We start from the raw sequence: 15,932 nt of genomic DNA on the forward strand, positions 1-15,932 counted from the left end.
GTTTCTGCTCACATGCGGCGCGGCCGCTCAATACGGCCGGTGGCCGGCCATCCGCTCGAGTCGCTCGATGCGGTCGGCCATCGGCGGGTGGGTGGCGAACAGCTGCCCGGCCTTGTCGCCCATGCGGAACGGATTCGCGATCATCAGATGCGACTCCGCCGCCAACCGCGGCTCGGGCGGCAGCGGTGCCAGCTGCACTCCCTGCTCGAGCTTGCGGAGCGCCGACGCCAGCGCCAACGGGTCACCGGTCAGCTCGGCCCCGGACTGGTCGGCCTGGTACTCACGCGACCGAGAGACCGCGAGGCGAACCAGGCTGGCCGCAACGGGCCCCAGCATCGACACCAGCAGCAACGCGAGCGGGTTCGGGCCCCCGTTGCCACGTCCGCCGAAAATGTTGGCGAAGAAGGCCAGGTTCGCCAGACCCGAGATGACCGATGCCATCGCACCGGCCACCGACGAGATCAGGATGTCGCGGTTGTAGACGTGCGAGAGCTCGTGCCCGAGCACCGCGCGCAGTTCCCGTTCGTCCAGGATCCGCAGAATGCCCTCGGTGCAGCACACCGCAGCGTTGCGGGGGTTGCGGCCGGTGGCGAACGCGTTGGGGTTGTTGGTGGGACTGACGTACAGCGCAGGCATCGGCTGATGAGCGGCCGTCGCCAATTCGCGCACGATGCGATACATCGCCGGCTGCTCGAGCTCGGTCACCGGCACCGCATGCATCGACCGCAGGGCCATCTTCGCGCTGTTGAAGTACGCGTAGCCGTTGACGCCGACTGCCAACACGATGGAGCCGATGAGAATGGTCGCGTTACCGAACAGCGAACCGATGAACACGATGAGCGCCGACATCCCGACCAACAGGCCGAAAGTCTTCGCACCGTTCGCGTAACCGTTCATGACTGAAGATGCCTCCTCGTACCGGGTCTTCCTACCCGATTCAACGAAAACACCTGGACCGGCAGTTCCCGGCCCGAAGTCCGAGCCGACTACCCGACGCGCTCGACGGTGTAATTCACCAGGCGGCCGAGGGCATCGTTGGCCGGACCCTGCGGCAACAGGGCGAGTTCTGCGTGTGCCCGCGCGGCATATTCACCGAGTGTCTTCTTTGCCGAGACCATGCCGGGTGAGCGCTGCAGCAGCTCCAGAGCCTCGGTGACCAGCGCGTCTTCGGTGACCGGACCGGCGAGGATCTCGCGCAGCCGATCGCCGTCGGAACCTTCCTCGCGCAGCGCGAAGAGCACCGGCAGAGTGTGTACGCCCTCCCGCAGGTCGGTACCGGGAGTCTTTCCGGACTGCTCGGTTGCCGAGGAGATGTCGATGATGTCGTCGGAGATCTGGAAGGCTGTTCCGACGGCGTCACCGAGGCGCTCGAGGCGTCCCACATGTTCGGCGTCGCCGCCGCTGAACGTTCCGCCGAAGCGTCCGCACGAGGCGATGAGCGATCCGGTCTTCTCCCACACGACCTTCAGGTAGTGCGCGACGGGATCGTCGGTGCTCTTGGCCCCGATGGTTTCGCGCATCTGACCGGTCACGAGTTCAGCGAAGGTCTCGGCGATGATGCGGACGGCGTCGGGTCCGAGGGTGGACACCAGACGAGACGCATGCGCGAACAAGTAGTCGCCTGCGAGGATCGCCACACTGTTGCCCCAGCGTGAGTTCGCACTCTCGGCACCTCGACGCATCGACGCCTCGTCCATGACGTCGTCGTGATAGAGCGTCGCCAGATGAACCAGCTCGACGACCGTGGCCGCGGTGACGATCGCCGGATCGGTCGGCGACGGTCCCAGCTGACCGGTCAGCACGGTGAACAGGGGCCGGAAGCGCTTTCCGCCGGCCTTGGCCAGGTGCAGAGCGGCCTCGGTGAGGAACTCCTCACCGTCGGAGAGCTCGCTGATCATCAGTTCTTCGACGCGTGCGAGGCCGTCGGCGACGGTTCGCGCGAGCTCCGGGTCACCCAGGTCGACTCCGGCAACGACCGTTGCTACGGCAGCGTCGTCTGTACTCACGATGTTGGTCCCTGTCCTGTCGTCGACATGCCGGCGGCAGCGGCGAAGCGCCACTGCTCGCCTTCTACCGTAGTGAACCTAGCGTGCACACCGGTGGGACGGTGTCACCGACCACAGGTGACGCTTCACACGGCGTCGACCGGAGACCCTCGGCGCACCCGTTCGTCGAAATCGGGATACTGGAACACGTGACCTCTTCCCACCCCGCCCCACCCACCGCGACCGACGTTCTGGTCGTGGGCGCGGGCCCCGCAGGATCGTCCGCTGCGGCATGGGCCGCGCGATCCGGCCGCGACGTCGTCCTGGCCGACGCGGCAGTGTTCCCCCGCGACAAGACGTGCGGCGACGGGTTGACGCCGCGTGCCGTCGCCGAGCTCGATCAGCTGGGTCTGGGCGAGTGGGTGCGGGGCAAAGCGCGCAACCGAGGACTGCGACTGAGCGGATTCGGGCAGGAACTGGAACTCGAATGGCCGAGCAAGTCCCTTCCCACCGTCGGAAGTGCAGTTCCCCGAACCGAATTGGACGACAGAATTCGCGTCGCCGCAGTCGAATCCGGGGCCGTGATGGCCGAGGGAGCGAAGGCTGTCGCCGTCACCCGAGACGGCAATTCGGTCCGCTCGGTAACCCTGCAGACCGCCGCCGGCGCACACGAGATCTCCTGTCGCACACTGATCGTCGCCGACGGTGTCCGCTCGAACCTGGGCAAGCAACTCGGGCGGCAATGGCATCGCGACACCGCATTCGGCGTCGCCGCTCGCGCGTACATCGACTCGGGCCGTAGCAACGACGAGTGGATCAGCTCGCACCTCGAATTACGTGACGCCGCAGGCACTCTGCAACCCGGCTACGGCTGGGTCTTCCCGCTGGGCGACGGAACCATCAACATCGGCGTCGGCACCTTGGCCACCGCCAAGAGGCCGGCACCCGGAGCGCTGCGGCCACTGCTCGACCTCTACACCCACCAGCGCCGCGGCGAATGGGACCTCGGCGGGGAGCTGCGTTCGGTGGCGTCGGCGCTGCTGCCGATGGGCGGCGCGGTCTCGGGAATCGCAGGCACCAACTGGGCCATCATCGGCGACGCCGCAGCCTGCGTGAACCCACTCAACGGCGAGGGCATCGACTACGGACTCGAAGGCGGCCGCATGGTCGTCGACCTGCTCGATCACCCCGACCTCACCGACGCCTGGCCGACCCTGCTGCGCGAGCACTACGGGCAGGCCTTCTCCATCGCACGACGCCTCGCCGGACTGTTGACGGTGCCGAGATTCCTACCCGCAGCGGGACCGGTGGGCATGCGCTCACGGGCACTGATGAAAGTCGCCGTCCGCTGCATGGGCAACCTCATCACCGACGCGGACAGCGACCTCGTCGCCCGCACGTGGCGGGCATCGGGAACCGGATCGCTGAAAATCGATTCCCGGCCGCCATTTACCTGAATCGCGTCAGGGCCGAGTTGCCTTGTGTAGAGCCACGATTCCACCGGTGAGGTTGCGCCACTGCACGTCGGTCCAACCGGCGTCGGCGATGCGCTGCGCCAATTGCTCCTGCGTCGGCCACGCGCGGATGGACTCGGCCAGGTAGACGTAGGCGTCGGGGTTACTGCTCACGGCGCGAGCGACTTTCGGCAACGCCTTCATCAGGTACTCCATGTACACCGTGCGGAACGGTCCGAACACCGGCGTGGAGAACTCCGAGACGACGAGCCTGCCACCGGGCTTGGTGACGCGGGCGATCTCGCGCAGGCCTGCGTCGAAATTGGAGACGTTGCGGAGGCCGAAGGAGATGGTGGCGGCATCGAAGCTGGCGTCGGCGTAGGGCAGCGCCATCGCGTCGCCTGCGACCATCGGAACGCCTCGCTGCAGTCCTGCTTGCAGCATGCCCTTGGAGAAATCAGTGGCCACACACCAGGCTCCGCTGAGCCCGAGTTCGACGGTCGAGACGCCGGTGCCTGCGGCGAGGTCGAGTACCCGCTCGCCAGGTTTGAGATCGAGGGCGCGCCGAGTCAGTTTGCGCCAACTCCGGTCCTGTCCGAACGACAGAACCGTGTTGGTGATGTCGTATCGACGGGCGACGCCGTCGAACATCGACGCCACCTCGTGGGGCTCTTTTGCCAGGGTTGCGCGTGATGTCTGGGCCACGAAGTCCAGACTACTCAAGCCGCCTTGTCGACCCGCGGCGCTGTGATGCCTTGCACGTCGTAGTAGTGCGAGATCAGCTCGTCGCAGATGGCAGGCCAGGTGCGGTGCAGTACCGATTTGCGGGCTGCGTCGCCGAAGCGGGCGCGGGTGGTGGGTTCGGCGAGCGCTCCGACGGCACTGGGCAGCAGTTCGGTGAACTTGTCGACCGGCAGCAGGTATCCGTTGCGGCAGTGCGAGACCAGATCGCGCGGGCCTCCCGCGTCGGGCCCGATGACGGGGACGCCGCTGGCGAGGGCCTCTTGCACTGCCTGGCAGAAGGTTTCGTGTTCGCCGGGGTGGACGAAGATGTCGAAGCTGGCGTAGGCCCGAGCGAGTTCGTCGCCGCCGAGTTGGCCGGTGAAGATCGCTCCGGGCATCAGGGTCTGCAGTGCCGCTGTGTCGGGTCCGCCGCCGACGATCACCAGCTGGATCGACGGGTCTGCGGCCAGTACGGCGAGCCGCTCGACGTGCTTCTCCGGGGCGAGCCTGCCGACGAAGCCGACGATCAGCTTCTCGCCTGCTCCCCACTGGCTTCTGAGTGTCTGCGACTTGGCCGAGGGTGCGAACCGGACGGCGTCGACTCCCCTGGCCCACCGGTGGACGCGCGGAATGCCGCGCAACTCCAACGCGTCGACGGCCGAGGTGGACGGGGCCAGAGTGCGGGCCGCGCCTCTGTGCAGTCTCCTGGTCCAGCGCCACGCGGCCTTCGAGGTGAGGCCGAGGCCGTAGCTGGCGGCGAAACCGGCGACGTCGGTCTGATAAACGGCGACCGCGGGCACGTCCAGTCGGTTGGCGGCGGCCAGCCCGCCCGCTCCGAGCAGGAACGGTGACGCCAGATGTACGACGTCGGGGGCGAAAGCGCGCATCGCCGAGACCATGCCGAGCCCGGGGACGCCGACGGGCAGCGAGCTCACTTTGGGGACCATGACGGACGGCACCCGGTGCACCGGAACGTTGTCGTGCCACGTCGCGGCTCTGGGACCGGACGGATTGTCCGGAGCGATGACGATGGCGTCGTGCCCCGTCTTGTCGAGGTGTTCGAGGACACGGATCACCGAGTGGGTGACGCCGTTCATGTTGGGCAAGAACGATTCCGCAACGATGGCTACTCGCACGATCCTCAGTGTGGGCGGCCCCGCCGTCGGCCAGGTATGGACAACGTTACGTGTGGGCCAACGTCACACGAATTGCGCGAGCACCCACGACGGATCCGGGTTGGTGCGATGTTCGGAGCCCGCGAACACCGTGGGAACCGTCTCGTTGCCGTCGTTCACCGATCGCACTCGCGCGGCCGCAGCGGGGTCCTGGCGGATGCTCGCCCACACGGCCTTCTTTCCGCGCAGCAGCAGCGCGACCCGCAACCGCAAGCAGAAGATGCATCCCGGACGCCAGTAGATCAACGGCACCGATTTCTCCGTTGCCTGATTGCGTGACGCGTCGTCGGACAGAGATCGCGGATACAGCACCGGCGTCGTCAGGACGAGAACGAACACCACGGCGAGCACCATCACCACGATCGAGGACGCAATGTTTCCGAAGTTCACCAATGCGAACCCGGCGACTGCGGCGAGCGCAGCGATGACCCACTGCTTGGCGTTACGCATTCTCGGCCTCCTTGCGACGTAACCAGAACAGCACCGGGCCGGCGATCAGCCACGTGACGACGATAACGGATCCGGCCGGAACGATAGCGACGGCGGCGTCGCGGCCCGCGACGCGAACCAACTCGACGTCCGGGTCGGCCTTGTAGTACTCGACCTCGATGCGCTGGCCCGCGACGAGGTTGGTGGGGTACAGCACGCCGAGAGGGGGGTTGTGCGTCACGCCGTCGGGGGTGATGAAGCTGACGGCCGAGCGCAACTTGCCCGCGGACAGTACCTCGGCGGTGGCGGTGCCCTTGTCGGAGTCGATGGTGACGTCGTTGCGCCAGGCCCCGATCACGAGAAGCACGGCGAGGACAGAAATCGCGACGGCGACCACCAGCACGACCAACCGGGCCCTGTGCAGCGTTCGGCTGCCTCTGTCGGTATCGGTCACAGCGATCAGGTTACTTCGCAGCCGACGCGACTCGGCTCGGGTAGCGTCTGGACTCATGTCGCGCAGCTTCGAGTTCACCGTCGAATCGTCCAATCCCCCCGCTGACGTGCACGCAGCACTCACCAGCGAGGACCAGTGGATGGCGCGCTTCGCCAAGGCGAAGAAGACCGACGGGTACGAGCTGACCAAGCACGACGACGGTGGCCTGACCGTCGACATCTCCGAAGAGGTCGGCACGTCCGAACTCCCCGGCTTCGTCACGAAGGTGATCAAGGGAAAGCTGATCGTCTCGCGCACCGATCACTGGGGGCCGCTCGAGGGCGACCGAGCCGAGGGGACACTGATCGGCGGCACCACCGGTTTGCCCGCGAAGGTGAACGGCACCCTGTCGTTGCGCCCCAACGGCACCGGCGCGAAACTGATCGTCAAGGGCGACTCGACCGTGAAGATCCCCATCGTGGGCGGCAAAATCGAGGACCTGATCAACAAGATGATCAAGGACATGATCGACCAGGAAACCGGCCAGACCCTCGAATGGGTTGCAGCGCAGGAGAACTAGAGACGCGCCCGAATCGCCGCGTGTAGATCGCGCAGTCCCGATCGCTCGGTCGTCACTTCCAGCACCCTGATTCCCGTGGCATGTCCGGTGAGTTCGGTTGCCAGATCGGCCAAGTCGACCAGTCGATGCTCCACGCGGTAGGCACCGCACAGCGCGCCGAGGTCCATGCCGTGGGGCGTACCGAACACTCTCTCGAACACACCCGCGTACTGCGGATCGCCCTGTTCGAGGAGCTCGAAGATGCCGCCGCCGTCGTCGTTGGCGACGACGATCGTCAGGTCTTCGGGACGCGGTTCACCGGTGCCGATCAGCAAGCCCGCCGCGTCGTGCAGAAATGTCAGATCACCGAGAAGTGCCACGGTGCGCCGCTTTCCGGCCATCGCGACACCGATGGCCGTCGAGACGGTGCCGTCGATACCGGCCACGCCGCGGTTGGAGAGAACCTTCACGTCCGGGTTCGGAGTCGCCACCAGGGCCGCGTCGCGCACGGGGTTGGACGCTCCGAGCACCAGCTGATCTCCGGGCTGCAGCGCAGACATGACCACGTCCGCCACGTGCAGACCCGTCGGCTTGGGGTGCTCTCGAAGTTGTTCGTGCACAGCCAGTTCGGCTCTCTCGGAGAGCGCGGCGCAGCGGGCGATCCAGGCGGGGTCGGGCGCACCGGTGGTGACTGCTCGGGTACCGGTGGCCAATACGTTGCCCGAGACGTCGGGCCAGCGCGGACCGGTGGTGAGCGCGATGACGTCCACGGCCGGATCGGCCAGCAGCGCCGAGACCTGCCTGTGCAGCGTCGGCCGCCCGGTGATGACGGCCTGGCGCGGCTTCAACTGCGCAAGAGCCAAGGGATGCAACGGAATTCCGTGCAGGGGGGCGGTCGGCTCGGCGACGGTCGGCAACCCGGCCAACTCCGGACGCACGGCACCGCCGTGACCGGAGACGACCACGGTGTCGACCGTCAGATCCAGTTCGACGGGGACGTCCAATGTCGCCTGCGTGGTCGAGGTCCACGGCAACCCGTCGGGCCGACCCTCCGGACGCGCGCCGGGGTCGCCGATCGCAGGCACCAGAGGCTCACGCAGCGGGATGTCGAAGTGCACCGGACCGGCGTTGCCGGAGCGTGCGCCGCGCGCCGCGGCGATGACGCGGGAGACGGCGCTGCGCCACTGACTGTTCTGTTTGGGTCCTTCCTCGGCGAGTCCGAGGCTGATCGTCGCGCGTACCTGAGATCCGAACAGACCGAGCTGCTCGATGGTCTGGTTCGCGCCGGTGCCGAGCATCTCGTACGGGCGGTTGGCGCTGATGACGATCAGCGGGATGCGCGCGTAGTTCGCTTCGAGAACCGCAGGCCCCAGATTGGCGACCGCGGTTCCCGACGTCATGACCACAGGAACGGGCTGACCACTGCCCAGGCTCAGGCCGATGGCCAGAAAGCCCGCGGTTCGCTCGTCGATCCGCATGTGCAACCGCAGGCGGCCGGCAACGTCCGCCTCCTGCAACGCGAACGCCAGCGGGGCGTTCCGCGAGCCGGGGCACAACACGACGTCTCGGATCCCGCTGCGCGCCAGTTCGTCGACGACTGCGGTGGCCTGTGCGGTGGACGGATTCACAGAATCCAGAGTGTCAGATGCGTCGGTCAGCCGCCGCAACCGGGCTTTGACAGTATTGACGTGTGCGTACAGTCTTCCGGCCCGATGAGGTCTCCCCCCGCCGCTTCTACCAGCTCCTGACCGCGTCGGTGGTCCCCAGGCCGATCGCATGGATCTCCACCGTCTCGGCCGACGGTGTGGCGAACCTCGCGCCGTACAGCTTCTTCACGGTGTCCTCGGTGGAACCGCCGGTCGTGCAGTTCACCTCGGTGAGCCGCAAGGACAGTCTGCGCAACATCGAGGCCACCGGCGAGTTCGTCGTCAATCTGGCGACGGCTCCGTTGGTGGATCAGGTCAACGGCAGCTCGGCGAGCTTCGATCACGGCGTCAGCGAATTCGAGGAGCTCGGGATCGAGAGCGAACCCAGCACCGTCGTCACACCACCGCGCGTGGCAGCCGCTCCGATCGCCATCGAGGCGAGACTGCATCGCGTCGTCGAGGTGGGCAACTGCTTCGTCGTCATGGGCACCGTCGTTGCCCTGTCGGTGCGTCCCGAATATCTGGCCGAGGACGGACTGCCCGAGTTCGACGCCATCGCCCCGCTCAGCCGCCTCGGCCGTACCGAGTGGGGGTTGCCGCCCGAGGTTCGTGAGATCGAGCGCCCTTCTTGATTCGCTGGTCGCTGCTGATTCTCGTCACGGTCGGCCTGACCGTCGGCGCGGATGCTCTGGGGATTCCGTCGGCAGCACTGTTCGTCGCGCTGCTGGTGGCGGTGATCTTCGCGCTCGCCGGCTGGGCACCGACCACCGGAACCGAGCGCGCCCCGCTGCCGCGCCGACTCGGCATGGTGGCTCAGGCGGTGCTGGGTGTCGAGATCGGAACGCTGGTGCAGCGAGACACCCTCAGCTCACTGGGCGACGCCTGGTTGCCGGTGCTGCTGGCATGCGTCGGAACGCTCGTGTTGTCCATCGCCGCGGGCGCGCTGCTGGGACTGCGTAAGGACATCGATTCGCTGACCGGTGCGCTGGCACTGGTCGCGGGCGGCGCGTCGGGGCTGGTGGCCATCGCCCAGGAACTCGGCGGCGACGAACGCGTCGTGGCGGTGGTGCAGTACCTGCGGGTCGTTCTCGTCACCACCACCCTGCCGCTGGTGGCGACACTGGTGTTCAGTGCACAACCCGGTCAGTCGACGATGCTCGCCGATTCCGGCGCTCCGCTCTACGTGGACCTGGCCTTCGTTCTGGTCTGCGGCGGGGTGGGAGTCCTGCTCGCACTGGCACTCCGATTTCCCGCTCCGGCGCTGCTGGGCCCGCTGATCGTCGCCACGTGCGCCGACGTCCTCGGGTTCTCGTTCGACGCCACTGTTCCCACATTGCTGCTGTGGGCGGCGTACATCGTGATCGGGTGGCAAGCCGGTCTGCGATTCACCGTCGCGAGCCTGAAATCCATCTCGCGGGTGCTGCCGTCCGCGTTGCTGCTCATCATCGCCGTCACCGTCGGGTGCGCGATGTTGGGGCTGTGGTTGGCCTCGGCGACGGGCACCAGCGGATACGAGGGCTACCTCGCCACCACCCCGGGTGGGGTGTACGCAGTGTTGGCCATCGCGGCATCGACCGGTGCGAACGTGACGTTCGTCGTGGCCGCCCAGGTGATCCGAGTGTTCATGATGCTGTTCGCGGTGCCGATGGGAGCGAAGGTCGTCCAGCACTATCGGCGAGGGCGGCCCGAGTGAATCGACGCGACCCCATACGCACTCAGGTCCACCGATGTCGTCGGCACGGCCGAGGACCTCGAACCCGAGTTCGGTGAAGCCACCGGACAGCACTGGATTAGTGTCATCTCACATGTCCGGCTTGGGAAAAGGTCACACGGTCGTCACCGACTCGGTAGATGTCGACAGCGCATCGTTCGCCTCGCTGCGCGCCCGTCCTCTCCCCCGCGCCGAACGCTACGAACTGGGTCGACGCCTCCGCGAGAAGGTACCGATCGCCTCCCTGGGTGACTGGACCCCACCGGCGGATCGACCCGACCCGGTCAAGCAGATCGAATACTCGCACCAGGGCCGCATCGAATGGCTGATCCCGACGCGCCTCGAGCGGATGGTCGAATCCCCGTACGGCTTTCTGCGCGGCACGGCCATCGTCATGGCCCGGGACGTGGCGATGCTGCCGTCGACCGGCATCAACCCGGTCATCAGCGGCGACGCCCACCTGGGCAACTTCGGGTTCTACGCCTCCCCCGAACGCGACCTCGTCATCGACCTCAACGACTTCGACGAGGCCCACCCGGGAGCCTGGGAATGGGATCTACGACGCCTCGCCGCGAGCATCTGGGTGGCCGGGCGGCAGAACGGCCGCACCGAGGACCAGTGCCGCGACGCCGTCACCGCCTGCGTGTCCGCGTACCGAATCGAGGTGGCCAGACTTGCCGACGAGCCGCTGATGTCGCGTTCTTTCCAGCGCCTGACGGCCGAGAAACTGCAGCGCGACGCCACCGAGGGTTCGCTGCGCAAGGAGATCAAACGCGCCACCAAGAAAGCGCGTCGACGCACCAGTGACCGCGTTCTGCCGCGCTTCACCGAAAAGCACGAGGGCAAGCGCAGAATCGTCGAGGAGCCGCCGATCACCACCCGCATCTCGGCGCGGGACGAGGAACTTCTCGCCGTCGGATTGGACGAGTACCTGCTCACCCTCACCCCGCACTGGCGTCGAGTGCTCGGTGGATACACGTTGATCGACGTGGCGCACCGCGTCGTCGGCGTCGGCAGCGTCGGACTGCGGGCGTACGTGGCCCTGCTCGAGGGCACCAGCGAGGACGACGTGGTGTTTCTGCAGCTCAAGCAGGCCAGACGCTCGGTGCTCGCGCCGTACGTGCACGGCGAATCGGCCTGGCACGATCACCAGGGCCAGCGGGTCGTGGAATATCAGCAGGATCTGCAGACCGTCAGCGATCCGCTGCTGGGCTGGACGACCATCGCCGGACGGCAGTACTACGTGCGCCAGTTCCGCAACATGAAGGGAACGATCGACCTGTCGTCGATCGACGCACCCGCGCTGGTCGACTACGCACGGGTGGTGGGCCGACTGCTGGCCAAGGGCCACGCGCGCACCAGTGGCGCGTCGATGATCTCGGGTTACACCGGCGATTCCGACGCCCTCGAGGTGGCGCTGTGCCGCTTCGCGCAGCTGTACGCGGATCAGACGGAAGCCGACTGGGAGCGATTGAGCGCTACGCGCATGTGAACGGAAACTCGTAGCCTGCTACGAGGTGGGAGTGGAGCCCGCGGAACGACCCGAGGGCTCCACACTCACATGCGGCGAAGCCGCTCAGGCGTGCTTGGCGACCAGGTCACCCACCCGAGGCAGTGCCTCGGTGACGTTCTTCTTCGCCGAGCCACGCAGGCTGCCGTAGAACTTCTTGACGACGGACTTGTCGGTCTCCTCGATGCGCGCATCGGTGACCGAGAGCAGTGCGTCGGAGGCAGCGTCGCCGTTGGCGGCCAGGTACTGACCGAACGTCCCCTGCGGGGCAGCGTTGTACGACTGCCAGAACGGGTCGAGCTTGTCGACGAAATCGGGCCACAGAGCCGAGACCGCGTTGTCGATGTACGACGGCCCGACCTTCTTCACCGCGCCGTATCCCCCCTTGACCGCGAGCCCGCTCGCACCCTTCTTGTCTGCGACCTCGGCGTCGATCAGTGCCAGGACATCGACGCGCAGCGCGTCGGCCTTCGACTCGTCGAGCAGTGAATCCTTCAGTGCAGCAACCACTTCGAAGTTCCTCCCAGATGTGTCAGCGGCCCCACGCGGACCGGGCGCAAGACTACCGCAGAAGGGCGTGGCAGCGCCGAACTCGATCGATCCACCACTGCGTGCGATCGGCGGCCGCATCGAGCTCGATCAGGGCCTCGGCGTCGGGTTCGAGGCTGCCGACCGGATACGTTCCGTCGATCACCTCGGGCGCGGGTGCGACGTCTCGAACGAACAGTGCGCCTGTCCCCAGACCGCAGGCGAATTCGAGATGCGGCAGCGCAGCAGCTGCGGCCAACCCGGCCGAGATACCGACGGCCGAATCGAGCGCACTCGACACCACCACCGGCACGCCGTACTCCCCCAGTTCGCCTGCGAGCTCGAGCAGCGCCCGCATTCCACCGAGCGGAGCGACCTTGAGCACCGCGACGTCGGCTCCGCCTGCGCGGACGACCTTCATCGGATCCTCGGCCCGGCGAATGCTCTCGTCGGCAGCGATCCGCACCCCGCGCACCCGACGCCTCACTTCGACCAACTCCGGCACCGACGCGCACGGTTGCTCGGCGTACTCGAGTGGACCGTCCGCGGTCAGGGCGGCCAAAGCCGCAACAGCCTCGTCGACGCTCCAACCCCCGTTGGCGTCGACCCGTACCCGCGGAACCAACTCGCGCACCGCGCGCACCCGGGCGACGTCGTCGGCGAGGGTCTGCCCCTTCTCGGCCACCTTGACCTTCGCCGTCTCGGCCCCGGGGAACCGGCCCAGCACCGACGCCACGTCCGAAGCCTCTACCGCCGGAACCGTCGCGTTCACCGGGATGCGTCGGCGCAGCGGACTCGGCGGGCCGTCCCACGCGGCTTCGATCGCCGACGCCAACCACGGGGCCGATTCCGCGTCGTCGTACTCGGGAAACGGTGAGAATTCACCCCAACCGGCGGGCCCGCGCATCAACATCACCTCACGGGTGGTGATGCCACGGAACTTGGTGCGCATCGGCAGCGAGAGCACGTGTGCACCGTCGAGCACATCGTCGATCGGGGGAATCATTGCTGCCCCGGGAGCAGCTGCACCATCAACGCCTCGCAGTCGGCCAACAGGTTGCCGTCCAGATCGGTCAGCCGGGCGTTGATGAACGTCTTGCGTCCCTCGACCCGATCCACCGCACCCTCGACGACCAGCTCGGTATCGAGCGGCGTCACCTTGCGGTAGTTGATGTGCAGATACGCCGTCCGGCTGATGGGCCTGCCGTACGCGTGCTGGATGAGGCCGAAGAGGTCGTCGAACAGTAGTGGCAGGGTGCCGCCGTGCGCGGCGGAGTTACCCCCGAGATGGAAACGACGGAACATGCCCCGACTACGGACGCCGTCGGCGTCGATCTTCTCGATGATCCACGGCATCAACAGCAGCGAACCTCGACCCGGCAGACGCGGAACGCGCCCGGCGGTCTGGCGGCCCTCGGCCACCACGTGCGGGGTCAGCAGCTCGATCAGTTCCCGGGCTTTGTCGGCCGCCGCCTGGGTGACCTCGGCCGGCAACGAGGTCGATACCGCGAGGTCCTGCACCGTGCGCAGCGCCTCGAGCAGCTGCCCGTACTCCGGCCCCACCTTCGCAGGCACGAAACGCGGGAAGCCCCCATGGTGGTCGTAATCGCGGTCCAGTTCGATCGGGTCGGTCATGACTGCACGCTAGCTGCACCGACCGGTCGGCACGGACCCAGCCCTGATCCGGCGTCGGCCCACACTAAGCTGACGCCCGTGACCTTCACCCCAGCACTGTGGCGTCCCGTTCCCGGCTTCGAGGACCTGACCGACATCACGTATCACCGGCACGTGTCCGACGCGACCGTCCGGGTTGCGTTCGATCGTCCCGAGATTCGCAACGCGTTTCGGCCGCACACCGTCGACGAGCTCTACCGCGCGCTCGAACATGCTCGGGTGAGCTCCGATGTGGGGACCGTGCTGCTCACCGGCAACGGGCCGAGCAGCAAGGACGGCGGGTGGGCCTTCTGCTCCGGCGGTGACCAGCGCATTCGCGGACGCAGCGGCTACCAGTACGCAGACGGAGAGACCGCCGACACCGTCGACAAGGCCCGCGCCGGGCGCCTGCACATCCTCGAGGTGCAGCGCCTCATCCGCTTCATGCCCAAGGTGGTCATCTGCTTGGTCAACGGCTGGGCAGCGGGCGGCGGCCACAGCCTGCACGTGGTGTGCGATCTGACCCTCGCGAGCCGCGAGCATGCCCGGTTCAAGCAGACCGACGCGGACGTCGGCAGCTTCGACGGTGGTTACGGCAGTGCGTATTTGGCCAAGATGGTCGGTCAGAAGTTCGCCCGGGAGATATTCTTTCTCGGCGAGACGTACTCGGCCGAGGAGATGCACCGTATGGGCGCAGTGAACAAGGTGGTCGATCACGCAGAGCTCGAGAACACGGCAATCGAGTGGGCTGCGAAGATCAACGCGAAATCACCTCAGGCACAACGAATGCTGAAGTACGCCTTCAACCTGCAGGACGACGGCCTGGTGGGTCAGCAACTGTTCGCCGGTGAAGCGACACGCCTGGCCTACATGACCGACGAGGCGGTGGAGGGTCGCGACGCCTTCCTCGACAAGCGCGAGCCCGACTGGTCTCCCTTCCCCCGATACTTCTGACCCACTGGTGATTTCGACGTCGCACCGCCGAAACCACCACAGTGCTGTGGGCGCTGTACGCGCCTGGTTCACCAAGCCCTACGACTACCGCTGGATGGCGGACTTCCAGAACTCCCGGCCCGCCGGAAAGATCGTCCGGTGGGTGATGGCATTTCTGACGCTCAACTTCGGCGTGCTGGCGGTGGTGTCGCTGTTCTCGGAGGACACCTCACGCAGCCCGGTCGCCGTCGCCTGGAAAGCAGGTCTGGCAGTCATGGTCGTGGCCGTCAGCGCGGCGTGGATCACCAGACCGTTTCCCGGCCGAGTCGGGGTGGTGGCGTTCGCAGTCTTCTCCGACCTCGGAACGGCGTCGGCGATAGCGATCAACCCACTCGCGGACGCGCTCCTGACCTGCACGCTGTTCGCGGTGATCGGGACGTTCTGCACGTTCTGCCTCAGTCCACGCTGGCTGCTCGCGCACCTGGTGTTTGCGGTGGCGTGCACCCTCGTCGCCGCGGCGGCCACGCACTCCGGTGGGGAGATCGACACCGCCTCACTGATCTTCCGGACGCACGTCGTACTGCTCGCGATCGCCGGCGTTCCGCTGGTGTCGCATCTGCTCATCACCATGTTGACCGACGATGCCCGCAATTCGTTGCTCGATCCGCTCACCGGTCTGCGCAATCGTCGTGGTCTCGACGCGGCCATCGACGAGGTGTGGCCACTCGGCCGAGAGAAGGATCAGTGCTCGGCGGCGGTGATGATCGACATCGACCGCTTCAAATCCGTCAACGACATGTACGGACACGAGGAAGGCGACGCGGTCATCGTGCGGGTCGCCGAGCGTCTGCGAGCACACCTGGGTGACTACGGCGTCATCGCGCGCACCGGCGGAGAGGAGTATCTCGCCGTCGTGTCGACGTCACGGCTCCACATCGATGCTCTGGTCCACGGGGTACGCCGAGCGCTTCGCGATCCCGAGGATCCCATCGCGGTGACGGTCAGTGTGGGGGCCGCGATTCTGCACGCGGATTCGCCCGTGTGGGATCAGAACCTCGACATCGTGACGCGGGCAACGCGGGTCGCGGACTCGATGATGTACGAGGCGAAGGCCGCGGGCGGCAACCGAATCGCGACGACCGAACTGTGAGAGAGACAGGAGTGGAGCCTGCGGAAGGACCATCTGTGATCGT

General features: G+C 66.9%; 17 protein-coding genes. 7 read left to right on the plus strand and 10 right to left on the minus strand.

From position 1 onward, the window contains the following. Window positions 1-27: 27 nt before the first annotated feature. Both htpX and AB0362_RS08260 read right to left on the minus strand, forming a co-directional pair. Window positions 28-897 (minus strand): zinc metalloprotease HtpX, encoded by an 870-nt coding sequence (gene htpX, locus AB0362_RS08255; RefSeq protein WP_068046268.1) that lies wholly within the window; start codon window positions 895-897, stop codon window positions 28-30. Window positions 898-986: 89 nt separating this feature from the next. Beyond that, window positions 987-2,006 (minus strand): polyprenyl synthetase family protein, encoded by a 1,020-nt coding sequence (locus AB0362_RS08260; RefSeq protein WP_068046271.1) that lies wholly within the window; start codon window positions 2,004-2,006, stop codon window positions 987-989. 188 nt (window positions 2,007-2,194) lie between these two features. Between AB0362_RS08260 and AB0362_RS08265 the strand changes: the two genes are divergently transcribed. Then, window positions 2,195-3,442 carry a geranylgeranyl reductase family protein gene (locus AB0362_RS08265; RefSeq protein ID WP_317810244.1) on the plus strand — a complete coding sequence of 416 codons (1,248 nt, stop codon included), beginning with the start codon at window positions 2,195-2,197 and terminating at the stop codon, window positions 3,440-3,442. 6 nt (window positions 3,443-3,448) lie between these two features. Here the strand turns inward: AB0362_RS08265 and AB0362_RS08270 are convergent, their stop codons facing one another. From AB0362_RS08270 to AB0362_RS08285, 4 genes are all read right to left on the minus strand, one after another. Beyond that, a complete protein-coding gene (locus AB0362_RS08270) occupies window positions 3,449-4,144 on the minus strand; it encodes a demethylmenaquinone methyltransferase (RefSeq protein WP_317810245.1) in 696 nt (231 codons plus the stop codon). 14 nt (window positions 4,145-4,158) lie between these two features. Beyond that, on the minus strand, window positions 4,159-5,298 hold the full coding sequence (locus AB0362_RS08275; protein WP_366235447.1) for a glycosyltransferase family 1 protein: 1,140 nt from the start codon (window positions 5,296-5,298) through the stop codon (window positions 4,159-4,161). A gap of 63 nt (window positions 5,299-5,361) precedes the next feature. Then, window positions 5,362-5,787: a glutaredoxin domain-containing protein gene (locus AB0362_RS08280; RefSeq protein WP_366235448.1), complete on the minus strand. Its 426-nt coding sequence runs from the start codon at window positions 5,785-5,787 to the stop codon at window positions 5,362-5,364. Next, entirely contained in the window at window positions 5,780-6,220 is a 441-nt protein-coding gene (locus AB0362_RS08285) for a DUF3592 domain-containing protein (protein WP_366235449.1), read from the minus strand. The genes AB0362_RS08280 and AB0362_RS08285 overlap by 8 nt, the downstream gene beginning before the upstream one ends. Window positions 6,221-6,275: 55 nt before the next feature. On the opposite strand from AB0362_RS08285, the gene AB0362_RS08290 reads away from it, so the two are divergent. After that, on the plus strand, window positions 6,276-6,779 hold the full coding sequence (locus tag AB0362_RS08290; RefSeq protein WP_068046280.1) for a DUF2505 domain-containing protein: 504 nt from the start codon (window positions 6,276-6,278) through the stop codon (window positions 6,777-6,779). Here AB0362_RS08290 and menD read toward each other — a convergent pair. Then, the gene (gene menD / locus AB0362_RS08295; RefSeq protein WP_366235450.1) at window positions 6,776-8,386 is read right to left on the minus strand and encodes a 2-succinyl-5-enolpyruvyl-6-hydroxy-3-cyclohexene-1-carboxylic-acid synthase; all 1,611 of its coding nucleotides are present in this window, start codon (window positions 8,384-8,386) and stop codon (window positions 6,776-6,778) included. The genes AB0362_RS08290 and menD overlap by 4 nt on opposite strands. Window positions 8,387-8,448: 62 nt before the next feature. Between menD and AB0362_RS08300 the strand changes: the two genes are divergently transcribed. The 3 genes from AB0362_RS08300 (at window position 8,449) to AB0362_RS08310 (ending at window position 11,607) form a co-directional block, all read left to right on the plus strand. Further along, complete coding sequence (locus AB0362_RS08300) at window positions 8,449-9,036, plus strand: flavin reductase family protein (protein WP_094687941.1); 588 nt, start codon at window positions 8,449-8,451, stop codon at window positions 9,034-9,036. After that, window positions 9,033-10,097 carry an AbrB family transcriptional regulator gene (locus tag AB0362_RS08305; protein WP_366235451.1) on the plus strand — a complete coding sequence of 355 codons (1,065 nt, stop codon included), beginning with the start codon at window positions 9,033-9,035 and terminating at the stop codon, window positions 10,095-10,097. Before AB0362_RS08300 ends, AB0362_RS08305 begins: the two co-directional genes overlap by 4 nt. 112 nt (window positions 10,098-10,209) lie before the next feature. Continuing rightward, window positions 10,210-11,607, plus strand: a complete 1,398-nt coding sequence (locus AB0362_RS08310; protein WP_068046318.1) for a DUF2252 domain-containing protein — start codon at window positions 10,210-10,212, stop codon at window positions 11,605-11,607. Between the two features lie 84 nt (window positions 11,608-11,691). Here the strand turns inward: AB0362_RS08310 and AB0362_RS08315 are convergent, their stop codons facing one another. From AB0362_RS08315 to AB0362_RS08325, 3 genes are read right to left on the minus strand one after another with little or no spacing between them, the layout of a single operon-like run. Continuing rightward, window positions 11,692-12,135, minus strand: a complete 444-nt coding sequence (locus AB0362_RS08315) for a hypothetical protein (RefSeq protein WP_037187084.1) — start codon at window positions 12,133-12,135, stop codon at window positions 11,692-11,694. 52 nt (window positions 12,136-12,187) lie between these two features. Continuing rightward, the gene (locus tag AB0362_RS08320; protein WP_317534316.1) at window positions 12,188-13,159 is read right to left on the minus strand and encodes an o-succinylbenzoate synthase; all 972 of its coding nucleotides are present in this window, start codon (window positions 13,157-13,159) and stop codon (window positions 12,188-12,190) included. Then, window positions 13,156-13,788, minus strand: coding sequence for a PaaI family thioesterase (locus AB0362_RS08325; RefSeq protein WP_068046293.1), 633 nt, complete (start codon window positions 13,786-13,788; stop codon window positions 13,156-13,158). Before AB0362_RS08325 ends, AB0362_RS08320 begins: the two co-directional genes overlap by 4 nt. A gap of 78 nt (window positions 13,789-13,866) precedes the next feature. Between AB0362_RS08325 and AB0362_RS08330 the strand changes: the two genes are divergently transcribed. Continuing rightward, window positions 13,867-14,760 (plus strand): 1,4-dihydroxy-2-naphthoyl-CoA synthase, encoded by an 894-nt coding sequence (locus AB0362_RS08330; protein WP_068046296.1) that lies wholly within the window; start codon window positions 13,867-13,869, stop codon window positions 14,758-14,760. Window positions 14,761-14,806: 46 nt separating this feature from the next. After that, window positions 14,807-15,889, plus strand: a complete 1,083-nt coding sequence (locus AB0362_RS08335) for a GGDEF domain-containing protein (RefSeq protein ID WP_317534315.1) — start codon at window positions 14,807-14,809, stop codon at window positions 15,887-15,889. The last annotated feature ends 43 nt before the right edge of the window (window positions 15,890-15,932 follow it).

It is taken from the genome of Rhodococcus sp. NPDC079359, assembly GCF_040702585.1.
In the GTDB taxonomy this organism is placed as follows: domain Bacteria; phylum Actinomycetota; class Actinomycetes; order Mycobacteriales; family Mycobacteriaceae; genus Rhodococcoides.

Coding starts and splice junctions, on each gene's coding strand:
- htpX (WP_068046268.1), bottom strand. CDS start 897: ATGAACGGTTACGCGAACGGTGCGAAGACTTTCGGCCTGTTGGTCGGG.
- AB0362_RS08280 (WP_366235448.1), bottom strand. CDS start 5,787: ATGCGTAACGCCAAGCAGTGGGTCATCGCTGCGCTCGCCGCAGTCGCC.
- AB0362_RS08290 (WP_068046280.1), top strand. CDS start 6,276: ATGTCGCGCAGCTTCGAGTTCACCGTCGAATCGTCCAATCCCCCCGCT.
- AB0362_RS08310 (WP_068046318.1), top strand. CDS start 10,210: ATGTCCGGCTTGGGAAAAGGTCACACGGTCGTCACCGACTCGGTAGAT.
- AB0362_RS08320 (WP_317534316.1), bottom strand. CDS start 13,159: ATGATTCCCCCGATCGACGATGTGCTCGACGGTGCACACGTGCTCTCG.
- AB0362_RS08325 (WP_068046293.1), bottom strand. CDS start 13,788: ATGACCGACCCGATCGAACTGGACCGCGATTACGACCACCATGGGGGC.